This window comes from Niastella vici (assembly GCF_002077945.1).
In the GTDB taxonomy this organism is placed as follows: Bacteria; Bacteroidota; Bacteroidia; order Chitinophagales; family Chitinophagaceae; genus Niastella; species Niastella vici.
On sequence record NZ_LVYD01000124.1, the window covers coordinates 362,584 to 376,729 of the forward strand.

The following is a 14,146-nucleotide window of genomic DNA, read 5'->3' on the forward strand; positions in this document are numbered from 1 at the left end:
TTTGCCAGCACAAATATAAATAGATAGATCGAAATGTTTCGATATATTTTTTGTTAAATGGGTGAAAGAAAGTTACCAGATACCGGGTACCAGTTGCCGGGCAAAAAATTCGGAAAACCCGACGATTTGCAAGAGTTCTCGAAATTCAAGTCCCGGTAACCGGAAACAGGTAACCGGTAACAAAAAAAAATGAACCCCGCTATTAGCGGGATCCATTTCTCATACTGGAACTTACTATTTACTAGTCTCTAAAATTTGGTAATGATGCCGCCCATGTTCTCATAACCGGTGAGCGATGGGCCCCAGGCCGAACCGTTCCACCATTTATGGAACAGCGCCGAGTTGGTGCCTATCACAAATACATCTAACCGGTTCGAACCCCAGCTGGCAACCCTTGGCTGACCAATAATGGTTCCGCCCATATTTTCATAACCGGTAAGCGATGGGCCCCAGGCCGAGCCGTTCCACCATTTATGATACAGGGCACTATCGGTGCCTACCACAAATACATCGAGCCGGTTCGGTCCCCACGATACCACTTCGGGTGAACCATTAATGATGCCGCCCATATTTTCATAACCGGTAAGCGATGGGCCCCAGGCCGAGCCGTTCCACCATTTATGGTACAACGCCGAATTGGTGCCTACCACAAATACATCGAGCCGGTTCGGTCCCCATGATACCACTTTCGGCTGGCCGATAATGGTTCCACCCATATTTTCCCAACCGGTAAGCGATGGGCCCCAGGCCGAACCATTCCACCATTTATGATACAGGGCGCTATCGGTTCCCACCACAAAGATGTCGATGCGGTTGGGTCCCCAGCAAACCACTTCGGGATTGCCAACGATCTTTCCGCCCAGGTTTTCGTAACCGGTAAGCGAAGGCCCCCAGGCCGAGCCATTCCACCATTTATGATACAGTGAACGGTCGGTGCCCACCACAAATACATCGAGCCGGTTGGGCCCCCATGATACCACTTTCGGTTGTCCCTGAATAATACCGCCCATGTTTTCATAACCCGTGAGCGATGGCCCCCAGGCCGCGCCGTTCCACCATTTATGGTATAACGCTGAATTAGTGCCCACCACAAATACATCGAGCCGGTTGGGTCCCCACGATACTACTTCGGGCGAGCTAATGCAAACGCCGCCCATATTTTCATAACCGGTAAGTGATGGGCCCCAGGCCGCACCATTCCACCATTTATGATACAGCGCTGAATCGGAGCCAACAACGAATACATCTAACCGGTTAGGTCCCCAGGCCACTACAGGTCCCGATGCAGATGGTGATGCGGCAATGGTATCGAGCGCCTGTTTGGGCCTTATGATACCGGCGCCGGAGTGCTGGTCCCACCCGGCCGGACCAATATCCTTGGCCGTATTTTTTAAAGCTGTTTTCACCTGGTCTTGGGTTAAGGAAGGCTTGGCCTGTTTCAACAGGGCCACGCAACCCGCTGCTATGGGGGTGGCTGCAGAGGTACCACTATCGCTGGTAAAGAAACCGGTGAAATGCGAGATAGAACAGAAATCAGGTTTTTGCGGATCGAGCGCTGCCGGTCCCTGGCTGCTATAACCGATGAACTGCTCGTTCTTGTTAACGGCGCCCACCGTCATAACCCGTGGATGACCGTTAGCTCCCCAAATGCTCTTGCCCGGACCGTTATCGGTTCCGCACCGGCCATCGGGACAGCTACTGCCGCAGTTACCGGCTGCAAATAATACGATGATGCCTTCATTCAATGCATCTACCACCTTACGCGTGAATGGGTGATTGGGATTGGTGGCATAATCGGGGTCCCAGTTATCCTGGAAGATACCCCAGCTGTTACTTAAAATTTGCGGGGTGCCATTGGCTTTATGTTGATCTATTGCCCATTGAAAACCGGCAATGGCATTTGAAATGGTGGCGCCAATATCGGGCGCGGCAATGCGAATATCATAGATCTGCGCATTGGGAGCCATACCCAATACATCGGTTGAGGTCATGTTGCCATGCCAGCCCCAGCTGGCGCCGGTAGTGCCCCAGTTAGCGGCAGGAAAACCGCCAATAACCCGGGGAACCAGTTTGTTAGGCCAGCCGGGCGCGCTTGTATCATTATTATTAATGGTACGGCCCTGTGCGGTTATACCGCCATCGACTATACCTACCACAATACCATCGCCTTTGAAGCCGGCAGCCCAGATCTGGTTAACGCCCAGGTAATTGGCTACATCGGCAATAGTGCCCTTCGGTGTTCCGGGCGCACAATCGCAGGTGCCTATGGGGCAGGTACCCAGCCCTTCCATGGGCATTATCTTTATTTTCTGCTCTTCTTCAACCAGCACATCTGCATCATATTCAAAATGTTCGATCCTGGTATCGTTCCATACTTTTATAACATTGGGCTGTTGTTCCAGCTCATTGATACGCGAAGATGGAACCGTGCCGCGTACCAGCACAATCTGTCCTTCCTGTTCAGTTGCACCGGCCTGGGCATTGGGACCACCGCTAACGGGTACCGGTTCATAGTTATAATCTAACTGAAAGCCATAAGAAGTTAATCCGGCGCCCATTTGCAAACCAAAGGAGGCTGTTTTGGCAGAAGGTATGCGTATCTCTACAATTACATTCCGCATGTCGCCTTCGCCATTGCTGGCTGAAGCAGACATTTCAGACATAGGCATGCCCGTGGAAGGTGTAGTAGTGTCGGCTTTGGAGCTTCCCTCCATACCCGACGCAACCATACCACCCGGGGTTTGTTTTTCAATGGCTTCACCAGGCATTTTACCCATGGCGGCAGTTTCTTCCTGCGACATGCCGCCCACCGGCATTTGATGTTGTTTCTCTTTTCTCATAAAAAAGAATTTTTAAAGATTAAGAAATGGAACAAGAGCTACGTGCGGCTAATCATTTCAATAACCTTCCCCGGTCGTCAGAATAACTGACAACAATCAGTGATCACATGCCACATACGGGCATGCAAAAGAGCACTGCTTTAGTTCAGATAGGAGGAATGGCTTTCTGAGGGTAATGCGTTGCAGTTGTTGACAAATGTCAGCACTCCGATAAATTTGATTATTATTTACGGCCTATGTGGGAATCTCGTTTCGTGCAGGCTTTACGATCACCTGCGTATCAATAAGTGGAACGGGTATGTATCAGTTATCTGCTAGTAACCAGGCCGTATAAAATGAGAGTTCAAATGATGCTTTCAGTGATCCCGGGCTTTAATTGATTAACCGGCAGCGAATGTAAGTAATAAATTATATACGAACAATAACAAATTTATCTTACAGGGTCACATAACCTATAATTAACATTGGTTAAAGGTTAGTGTTCAATGGGCAATGTTTCAGATACCGGGTCCCGGTTGCCGGTTGCCGGTTGCCGGGTCCCGGTTGCCGGACAAAAAATTCGGAGATATTAACTACAACCAGAGTGATCGAAATTAAAGGACCGGAAACTGGCACCTGGTAACTGGCATCCCGTATAAAGAATAGAGCCATCGCTGGTTTACAGGATGGCTCATACTCCCCTCCGGGTATTCAGGAATCCCATGGGGCGAAACAGCAGGTGCGCCTGGGGCGAATGATACGGTAACCAGTAACTGGTAATTACCCCCCCTTTAGGGGGCTGGGGGGTATCTTATTATCTTTCAGGTATTGCGCAAATACGATGTGTGTTATTTTGGTATAATCAACGTCGAACAACGTACTGATACTAACGATCTCCTGTACGGTAAGATCATCAACATTTGTTACAAGGCGGGTCATTCGGGGATTATTGGTATGAAGATGCCTGCCCAGTAAACTTTTTGGAATGTAATGGAAAATTTGTTTGAATTCGGTTATGTGTCCGGTCTCGATCATGAACTTGATACTTTCATATCGTTTATCCATACTCATTATTCAAAGAAAAAAAGAATTATGCATTAATTCTCAAAAAACACCGGTTCGTATTTTTTTTGTTCCGTCAGGACATCCGATAGTTCATTTTGTATTTTTTTTCTTTCGTTCGAATTAACAAAGTAATACACAAAGGTTGTTACTTACCGGTTCGCTTACCCCGGCCGGGCCGCCGGTGCTCATCCTGCAAAGCCATATTCACCAGCACCCTGGTTTCTATACCAATGGCCCGGGCTATCTTCGACAGCTCTATCAATTTAAATTCAAGCGGATCATTTATAAGCCGGGTAAAGCGGTTGTTGTTCGTTCTCAGTTCTGTACTCACCACCGATTTGGGTATGTAATCGAAGATCTCGGGAATCGTTTTAATATCTCCTTTTTCTATAAATATGCGGACAATATTATACCGATTTTCTTTGTTCATATGACCAAAGAAAATAATTATGTTTCAATCTAAAGCATAATAGTACAATGCGTACGAAGAAAGTTCTGTACTGTACTTTTTACGTTTAAATGCATACTTTTTCAGGACACGATAATAGCTTCAGCCTTAAATGCATAAACCTTTTACACGTATTTTAAAATTGTGCAGATTATTTTTTTTGATAAACCCGTACATAATCCACTTCAAACAACGAGGGAAAGCTGGTTTGGGCCGGGTCGCCGCCATTTTGCCCGCCAATGGCCAGGTTCAACAGCATATAATGCGGTTGTTTAAACGGGTTGAACCCGCTGCCGTCTTTGTTCGTCAACGCTTCTACACGCACCTTATTCAACAACACGTTATCGACATACAGGGCAATTTCATTGGCCGTCCAATCCATTCGCCACACATGAAATTTACCGGCCCAGGTTGAACCGCCCAGCGAATCCATGTTGAAGGTATTGCTATACCATTCGGGCCGGTTGTTATTGCCAAGGCAGGCAATATTGGCCAGCAATTTTCCGCGGTAATATTCCATAATATCTATCTCGCCATTGGCCGGCCAGGGTTTGCTGATGCCCAGCGTCCACCAGGCTGGCCAAATGCCATTACGGATATCGATACGTGCGCGCAGCTCAAAGCGGCCATATAGCCAGGAAGCCCTGCCTTCTGTAAGCATACACGAAGAAGTAAAATCGATCGCTGGGCGGTTCTTTCGCCAGTCTTTATCACCGGCTGTATAGTTAGGGTTTGCTTTTTGTTCGCGTTTTGCTTCAATGGTGAGCTGGCCGTTGCGGCAACTGGCATTCTGTGGCTGGTACCACTGAAATTCTTCATTACGCACAAAGCCTTCTTCATACCGCCACTTACCGGCATCCGGTTGTCCATCCCGGTTAAACTCATCGGCCCATACCAGTTGATAGCCTTCCTTTTCATAGGGATTATTTTTTGCAAACTGGTTCAGGTCCCAGGCAGGTATAAATTCAACCACCGGTTGTTCGTCGCGCATATGCAGGGGCAGCCACAAATAGCGGCTATCGCGCAGGTCATGCGGGTTCCATTTATCGGCCATGAAAATAAAGGCATCGCTTTTACCGGCCACCGGTTGTATATAGGTCGATTGCGCCCCGAAGGTGCTATCGGCGCCGGCGCCGGTCATGGGATTATGGTCCATTTTCGTCCAGGGCCCGGTTAAAGAGGTAGCCTTGTGTACCGTTGCCTTATTGGGCGCCCAGCCGGTACAACCACTGGTGATCAAATAATAGGCCTGCCGGTATTTGAACAGCGCGGGCGCTTCCCGATGCGCGCTGAACAGCAATTTATCTTCGGTGGTGGGTTGTAAATAATCATCGGTGAGCCGCACAATACGCAGGTCGTAATTTTCTTTGGAAGAATACACCTGCCAGGCAGCCCCGTCGTCATCGACAAACAGGGTCATATCGCGCGACATATTCCCATTGGGGCGAAAGCTACCGACAAATTTATACGGACCGGTAACCCGGTCGCTCACGGCCACGCCTGCGCGGGCGGCGCTGTAACCTTTCCCTTTTAGCTCCAGGTGAAACCACATTACATACTTACCGGTTTTGGCGTTATAGATCACTTTTGGGCGTTCCATTACACAACCGGTTGCTATATCGCTGGCTTCATTGGCGCTATCGGTTTGTAAAGCCAGGGCCTCATACTTCCAGTTATACAGGTCTTGCGAAGAATATACATTCACGCCACTGGTGCCCTGGCGGCCGCGGCGTTCCCCAAACCAGTAGTAAGTATTGCCGCTGTACAACAACCCGCCGCCATGCGCATTGATCACTTCTCCCCTGTCGTCGTACCAGGACTGGCCGGGGTTGAATCCATTGTAGCGCTCATGAACTGGGCTTTTTGCACTTTGCCGGGCAAAACAACCGGTAACCGGTACTACGAACAGCAATAAACTGAACACGACTGTCCCATGCATTCCTTTCTTGTACATTGCTAAACTTTTTCTATAGATGTTTCGGATAATTATACAGTCGTACTAAAATATTCCCCTTTCAGCGGGAGATATAGGGGGTATTTTGCTTTAAATGAGGGTGTAATTGGTAATATTATTCCTTATTAACATTCTTTCCGGTAACATTATACTGGTTATTAAAAGACTGCCGGTACTTTTTAATATACTCCGAAGGGTTCATGCCGAACAATTTATTGAACTGGGTGCGGAAATACTTGATATCGCTGATGCCCACTTCAAAAGCCGCCTGGTTCACATTGCACTCGCCTTTGAGCATCAGCTCTGCCGCTTTGCGCAGCCTGATGTAGCGAATAAAATTGGTGATCGACTGGCCCGAAAGCAGCCTGATCTTCTTATACAGGTTCGAATGGCTCATGCCGATCTCCTTCACCAGCACCTTGATGGTAAAATTTTCATCGGTAAGGTGGCGCTCTACAATGGCAATACAGGTATCGAGGAACTCCTTATACTCTGCAGAAACTTTCTGGCTGTTTTGCTTCAGCGTGATCTCGTTAAAGAAATAGTTCCGCAGCTCGTTACGGGTTTTAAAGATGTTCTCCACCTTCGCCAGCAGCAGGTCTTTATCAAAGGGTTTGGTAATATACAGGTCGGCGCCTTCTTCAATGCTTTGCAATTCGGTGTCTGTGTTCTGCGAAGCGGTCAGCAGTACCACGGGAATATGGTTCAGGGCCGCATCTTTTTTTATGGTGCGGCATAAGGCAATGCCATCCATGCCATCCATCCTGATGTCGCTGATGACCAGGTCGGGCAATTTTGTTTGAACCATGGCCAACGCTTCCTGTCCGTTCACGGCTTCCATTACCTCATATTTATCTTTCAGCATTTGTTGCAGGTAATGCCTTATCGACTTGTCGTCATCAACAATGAGCACGCTGTGCCGGTCAGTCACCTGCAAAAGGGTCTTGTTGTCAACGGTATCAACGGCTGGTTGTTCCTCAACCGGTTCTTCGAGCAGCTCTTCGAGGATCACCGGTTCTTTTTGCGCTGCTTCCAGAATGGTTTCATTAGCCAGGTGCGCTTTTCCTTTTTGTAAAGTGATGGTGAAAGTAGTGCCCTTCCCTTCAGCTGTTTCAAAGGTCACCAAGCCTTTATGCGCTTCAATAAAATGCCGCACCAGGTACAAACCGATGCCAAAGCCCGGTTTAAGTGGCGCTTTTGACGCCGTAACCTGGTAAAACTTTTCGAACAGGCGGGGGGTTGCTTCGGCCGGAATACCGCAACCGGTATCCTGCACCTGCAGCACAACGGTATCGTTCAACTCCTGTACTTTAAATGCAATGGCGCCACCCGGCGGGGTAAACTTGATGGCGTTTGAAATAAGATTGTACAACACGATCTCCATTTTCTCGCGGTCAACGTACAACTCCAGGTCGGGGTTATTGCATTCAAAAGTATAGGTGAGGTGGTTGCTTCGCGCCTGTTGCACAAAACAGAGATATACTTCATTACACAAATTATAGAAATGATGCCGGGCAAAGGTCATTTTATCGGCTTCCACATCGGCCTTTCTGAAGATCAGCAACTGATCAACCAGGCTCAGTAAACGCCGTGCATTGCGGTATACGATGCCGAGGTCCTTCCCGGGCAAAGGCTCCCCCTCCCCGCTCTCACGCAACATATCTTTTATGGGATTGATGATAAGCGTTAAAGGCGTGCGGAACTCGTGTGAGATATTGGTAAAGAAAGAGTGCCTTTTTTCATTGATCTCTTTTTCTTTTTCGGCATTGATGTGCGCCAGTTTGATCTCATACTCCAGTTTCGCCTGGCGTGCCCGGTACCGGTAATACATATAAATGAGTGACGACACAATAGCCAAATACAACGCATAGGCCCACCAGGTACGGTACCAGGGCGGCAGCACGATTATTTTTATTGTGGCTTCCCGGGTATTCCATACACCTTCGGCATTGGTTGATTTGATGCGTAACCAGTAAGTGCCTTCGCTGATGTTATTATAGTTAATGTTGCGTACGTTGCCGCTATAGTTCCAGTCCTTATCCCACCCCTGCAGAAAATAGGCGTAGTGCACTTTTTCGGGCGAAGAATATTCCAGTGCCGTAAAATGAAAAGAAAGGATCGCCTCATTATAAGGTATGCGCAACGTGGCAATGCGGTCCTGACTGGCCTGCTCAATATAGTTGGGCACTTCCGACAGGGGTTTATTGTTCACCCAAATGCCCGAGAACAACAAGGCGGGCATGAAGCGGCGGGTATTCACCTGTTGCGGAAAGAACAAATTAAACCCATTGATACCGCCGAAAGCCAGCTCGCCCGATTGCAGCCTGAGCGCCGCGTTGTACGAGAACTGGTTGCTTTGCAGGCCATCGCTTTGATAAAAGTTCTGGAATACTTTTTTTACGGGGTCAAATTTCGATACGCCGTTAAAGGTGCTTACCCACAGCTGGCCGTTTGCATCTTCCAAAATATTCAGCACCGCATTATTCGTTAACCCATCGGCCATGGAATAGCGGGTAGCCACGGCTCCTTTTTTACGGTCGAACAACAGCAGGCCGCCGCCTTCGGTTCCCACCCACAGGTTCTGATGGCTATCTTCAAAAATAGCCCGCACCGGTTTACCGGTCTCATAATAGGTGTGTTGGCCGTTTTGTTTATCGAGCAGTATCAGTTGCCGCGCACTTCCCACCCATAAAGCGCCGGTATGGTCCTCAGCAATGGCGATGAGATCGTTTAAATGCGCATCAAATTGTTGGAACCGTTCCTGTTCGCGGTTGAAGCGGTACAGGCGGCCATTCCCGAACGTGGTTGCCCACAGGTTTTTATCATGGTCTTCGTACAACAGGCAAACATTTTTATTTTCTTCCCCGTTTTTTTCATTGATGCATTGGTAATGGGCAAAGCTGCGGGTAGCCGCGTTGTAGCGGTTGATGCCGCCGCCGAAAGTGGCGATCCAGGTATTGCCGAGGTAGTCCTGCTTTATACAGCTCACCGCATTATGACTGAGGGAGCTGTTATCGTTTACCCGATGTTTGAAATTGGTGAAGGTGTTTTTTTGCCGGTCCCAGATGCTGAGGCCGCCGCCATCGGTTCCCACCCATAGCTCACCGTTCGGGGCTTCATAAAAGGAATAAACGAAATTACTGATGAGGCTGTTGGCATCGAACGGATTGTGCGTAATTGTCTGGAACCTGCTTTTATGTACATCGAGGACGTTTATGCCGCCCTTTAAAGTACCCATCCACACCCGCGATTCCTTATCAACAAAAATGGAATACACCGATTCGCTCGAAAGCTGGTCCCTGCTTTCGCCGGGCATCAGGTATTGAAAGGCGCCGGTGGTCTTGTTGAGGATATTGGCGCCACTGTTCATGGTGCCGATCCATAAATTATCCTGCGCATCGCTGCACAGGCTTACCACCATATTGCTGGTGAGCTGGCCTTTCTTTTCTATAAAATGATTGACGATCGTGTTCGATGCAATGGCGTATTGGTACAGCCCGCCTTCGGTGCCCATCCAGATGTTACCGGCATTATCTGCCTCGAGACGGATGACCGACTTCAACGAATTATTCACCAAACGAATGGTATTGTGGCTGCGGTCGAACAAACAAAGCCCCATTGTTTCAATAAACAACCATACATTACCCGGTTTATCGACATAAATGGACTGCACATTATAATAAGAGCTTTCTTTAGTGCCCGTGTTAACCGGGATCTGAATGGCCGCATCGGCATCCTGTTTTTTCAGGAACAGTCCCCAGCCATTGGTGCCAAAATAAATAGTGCCACCTGCATCTGATTTAATGGTATTGATGCTGCAGGTGATGCGGTCACGGCGCTTTACGTCCCAATTAGGATGAAAATATACCGGAGAAAACCGGTCAACTATGCGGTTGTATACCGCCACCCCGAGCCCCGTACCCACCCACAGGTTATTGAATTTGTCTTCATGAATGGTATAAATGTAATTATGCGGAATAGAGGCGGTATCGTTGATCCGGTTCCGGAAAACCTTGAAGGCATAGCCATCATAACTGTTGAGGCCATCGTAGGTGCCAAACCACATGAGGCCGTTATGGTCCTGGTAAATACATTGAACCGAGTTGTTCGATAATCCCTCCTGAATACCTAAATGCGTGATGGTTGCACCGGTGTAGGCCCCGGCCGGGCAGGTAATTAAAAATGACAGAACGGCAAATAATATATATCTGCAGAAGATACCCATAAGCGCTAGCTGGTTTCAATCGTTAGAGCCGCTCGCGCGGCTTTCCTGCAGGACGGCCGCAGGAAGATGGTGCTATTTAACAATTGTAAATCTAACATTTTTTAAATACAAGTCAACATATGCAAACAAAGTCATATCTGATAAATTTGGAACTGCTGTGAATCAAGGTCTGCGAAGTAGGAAGTAAGAGATAGGAAGTAAGAAAATGCCGAATGTTGTAGCTCGTAACTAATAGCGATTTTGAGATTTCGGGGTTTCGGGTTTTGTAATTTGTGCCGAGTTTCGAATTTGAGGTAAATCCTACCTCTTACTTCTTACATCAGTTTTCCTACTTCCTACCTCTTACTTCTTACTTCAGTTTTCCTACTTCCTACCTCTTACTTCTTACTTCAGTTTTCCTACTTCTTACCTCTTACTTCTTACTTCAGTTTTCCTACTTCCTACCTCCTACTTCTTACTTCAGTTTTCCTACTTCCTACCTCTTACTTCTTACTTCAGTTTTCCTACTTCCTACCTCCTACTTCTTACTTCAGTTTTCCTACTTCCTACCTCTTACTTCTTACTTCAGTTTTCCTACTTCCTACCTCCTACTTCTTACTTCAGTTTTCCTACTTCCTACCTCTTACTTCTTACTTCAGTTTTCCTACTTCCTACCTCCTACTTCTTACTTCAGTTTTCCTACTTCCTACCTCTTACTTCTTACTTCAGTTTTCCTACTTCCTACCTCCTACTTCCTACTTCAGTTTTCCTACTTCTTACCTCTTACTTCTTACTTCAGTTTTCCTACTTCCTACCTCCTACTTCTTACTTCAGTTTTCCTACTTCCTACCTCTTACTTCTTACTTCAGTTTTCCTACTTCCTACCTCCTACTTCCTACTTCAGTTTTCCTACTTCTTACCTCTTACCTCCTACTTCAGTTTTCCTACTTCTTACCTCTTACCTCCTATTTCACAATCCTATGAAACCAAATGCTACCCTATTCAATGGAGCTATGTTATAAATAACGTACATATTTCTTATTTTTAACCAATGATGCGCCGCTGCCAAAAACTGGTTCTGCTTACAGGAATTGTATTCTTCACTCCCCATTGCATTGCACAAACCTGGCGTACCCAAACCGACAGCATGCTGCAGGTGGCCAAAACAGCTACCAGTACGGTAAAAAAAGTGAAACTGATCACCGACGCAGGCTTTATTATGTTGCTGCAAAAACCCGACACGGCGGTAATGTTGAGCAGCCAGGCTGAAAGCATTGCCGAAAGCAGTGGCAATGATACGGCTATGGCCATGGTGTATGCCCTTAAAAGCGGGGTACAGCTCACCCGCGACAACAATGCCCTTACACTGGAGTATGCATTAAACGGACTGAAGATCAGTGAACGCACGCCATTGCCTGCAGACCTCATGGGATCGCTGTACCGGAAATTAGGCTATGTATACCGCAACAATGAAAATTATACCGAAGCCGTTGCCGCAAATAAAAATGCCCTGTTCTATTCAACCGAATCGGGCAAACCCTACGATATGGCCATCACCGCCTTCAACATCGGGAACGTCTTTAATGCCTTCAACGAATACGACAGCGCGCTGGTGTACCTCGATAAATCGATCGCAATAGCCCGGTCCAGTAATTTTCAGGATGTGCTTGCCCGCGCTTATATGAACAAGGTCCTTTGCTATAATGGCAAGAAAGATTATCCAAAAGCATTTCAAACGGTTTCCGAAATGCAGCCTTATATCAGTTTGGCCGAAGTAACACCACTTACCAAAGGACTTATTTATACCGTGATCGCCAACCTCGACCTGCGGCATGGTTCGCCCCAACACCAACTGGCGGCCATGTACCTCGACAGCATGAAGCATTTGATGACGGTGACCTCGCCCGGTAAAGACAACCTGGTAGATTATTACCTCAACCGCTCGCTGCTCGAATTCAGTTTGAACCATTTTGATTCAGCTTCTGTGGCATTGGAGAAATACAAGGAGCTGAAGAATATGCAGGACTCGGTCATCAAGAGCGGACATGCGCAGGAACTGGCCACCCGGTACGAAACGGGTAAAAAAGATGCACAGATAAAAGACCTGGACCAGGAAAACCGTTTGCGAAAAAAATTATTGTTCAGTTCACTCGCCGCTTCGGGTGTATTCCTGGCATTGCTGTTTTGGGTATGGCAGCAGAATAAAAAGATCAGGAAACAGGAAGGACACCTGAATTACCTGATGAAAGAGTTGCATCACCGGGTGAAGAACAACCTGCAGATCGTGAGCAGCCTGCTGAACCTGCAAAGCACCCGCATTGAAGATCCCATAGCGCAAAAGGCGCTGATGGAAGGCCAGCACCGCATAGAAGCCATGAGCCTGATACACCAGAAACTGTATCAAACCCAAACAAGCAGCCGGGTGAATATCCGGGAGTTCATTGCCGAACTGTCGGAGAACCTGATGCACGCCTATGGGTACAAGCACGACTATTTTAACCTGCAATTACAGGTAACGGTGCAGGAGCTGGAGGCTGATATGGCCATTCCCGTAGGCCTTATTCTGAATGAAGTGGTGACCAATGCATTTAAATATGCATTCAAAAATGTGAACGAACCATCATTATATATATCATTACAGGAAAATGCGAACAAGCTGCAACTGACCATCGCCGACAATGGCCGGGAACTTACAGAAAAAGCCTGGAAACAATCCGCCTCGTTCGGGCGGCAACTGATCGCCTCGCTTACTATGCAACTGGAAGGTTCCATGCAATTGAATTGCGATGCCGGAGCTGTTTTTACGTTCACCTTTCCTGTTAAACCTGTACACGCATGAACGACCAAGTAAAGATCCTGATCGTGGAAGATGAATCAATTGTAGCGTTGGACCTGTCGATGCGATTGCAAAAAGAAGGATATGAAGTGGTGGGCATTGCCAGCAACAGCGACGATGCCCTTGCCTTGTTTAACGAACAAAAGCCCGACCTGGTGCTGATGGATATCAATATCAAGGGCAACAAGGATGGAATTGAAACGGCAAAAGAATTAAAGAAGGTGCAGGAAATACCGCTGATCTTTCTCACGGCTTTTTCGCAGAATGAATATGTTAGCCGGGCCAAATCGGTAAATCCCTCGGCATACCTGGTAAAACCGTTCAATAACGACAGTTTGCATACCAGCATCCAGATCGCCATTCACAATTTTGCCCTGGTAAACAAACCAACCGATCCCCAACCGGCTGCCGAAAGCAGGGACGACACGGGGAAGGAAACCCTGTTGTTCTTCAATAATTATTTCTTTGTAAAGCACAATTACCGGTTCAACAAATTTTCATTGGATGAACTGTTGTTTGCCGAAAGTGATAATAACTATATAAAGCTGGTGACCACCAGTAAAAAGATCGCGTTGCGGGTGTCGCTGCAATATATTGCAGAGAAGTTCAATCATCCCGCGCTGGTGCGGGTGCACCGCGGTTTTATTGTGAACATCAAAAATATCGACAGCTTTAACGAGGAAGAGATCATCATTGGGCCGCACCAGATCCCCATTGGCCGCAATTACAAAGATGACTTTTTGAAGAGTTTCCGGTATTTATAATAAAAGGAACAGGCTGGCGTTGCAGGCGCAAATGGCGTTCCCTGCAAATAATTTGC

At 47.5% G+C, this 14,146-nt stretch carries 7 protein-coding genes; 2 read left to right on the forward strand and 5 right to left on the reverse strand.

All coding sequences use genetic code 11. From position 1 onward, the window contains the following. Positions 1-248: 248 nt before the first annotated feature. From A3860_RS39065 to A3860_RS39085, 5 genes are all read right to left on the reverse strand, one after another. Positions 249-2,840 (reverse strand): S8 family serine peptidase, encoded by a 2,592-nt coding sequence (locus tag A3860_RS39065; protein ID WP_216823615.1) that lies wholly within the window; start codon positions 2,838-2,840, stop codon positions 249-251. A 759-nt stretch (positions 2,841-3,599) separates the two neighbouring features. Further along, complete coding sequence (locus A3860_RS39070; protein ID WP_081156023.1) at positions 3,600-3,884, reverse strand: hypothetical protein; 285 nt, start codon at positions 3,882-3,884, stop codon at positions 3,600-3,602. A 145-nt stretch (positions 3,885-4,029) separates the two neighbouring features. Continuing rightward, a complete protein-coding gene (locus tag A3860_RS39075; protein WP_081156024.1) occupies positions 4,030-4,314 on the reverse strand; it encodes a hypothetical protein in 285 nt (94 codons plus the stop codon). Positions 4,315-4,483: 169 nt separating this feature from the next. Then, positions 4,484-6,286, reverse strand: coding sequence for a family 43 glycosylhydrolase (locus A3860_RS39080; protein ID WP_216823616.1), 1,803 nt, complete (start codon positions 6,284-6,286; stop codon positions 4,484-4,486). A 115-nt stretch (positions 6,287-6,401) separates the two neighbouring features. Continuing rightward, positions 6,402-10,511 carry a hybrid sensor histidine kinase/response regulator transcription factor gene (locus A3860_RS39085; protein ID WP_081156025.1) on the reverse strand — a complete coding sequence of 1,370 codons (4,110 nt, stop codon included), beginning with the start codon at positions 10,509-10,511 and terminating at the stop codon, positions 6,402-6,404. Between the two features lie 1,030 nt (positions 10,512-11,541). Between A3860_RS39085 and A3860_RS39090 the strand changes: the two genes are divergently transcribed. Together A3860_RS39090 and A3860_RS39095 are read left to right on the forward strand one after the other, a co-directional pair. Then, positions 11,542-13,329 carry a tetratricopeptide repeat-containing sensor histidine kinase gene (locus tag A3860_RS39090; protein ID WP_081156026.1) on the forward strand — a complete coding sequence of 596 codons (1,788 nt, stop codon included), beginning with the start codon at positions 11,542-11,544 and terminating at the stop codon, positions 13,327-13,329. Then, complete coding sequence (locus tag A3860_RS39095; protein ID WP_081156027.1) at positions 13,326-14,090, forward strand: response regulator; 765 nt, start codon at positions 13,326-13,328, stop codon at positions 14,088-14,090. The genes A3860_RS39090 and A3860_RS39095 overlap by 4 nt, the downstream gene beginning before the upstream one ends. Positions 14,091-14,146: the final 56 nt, after the last annotated feature.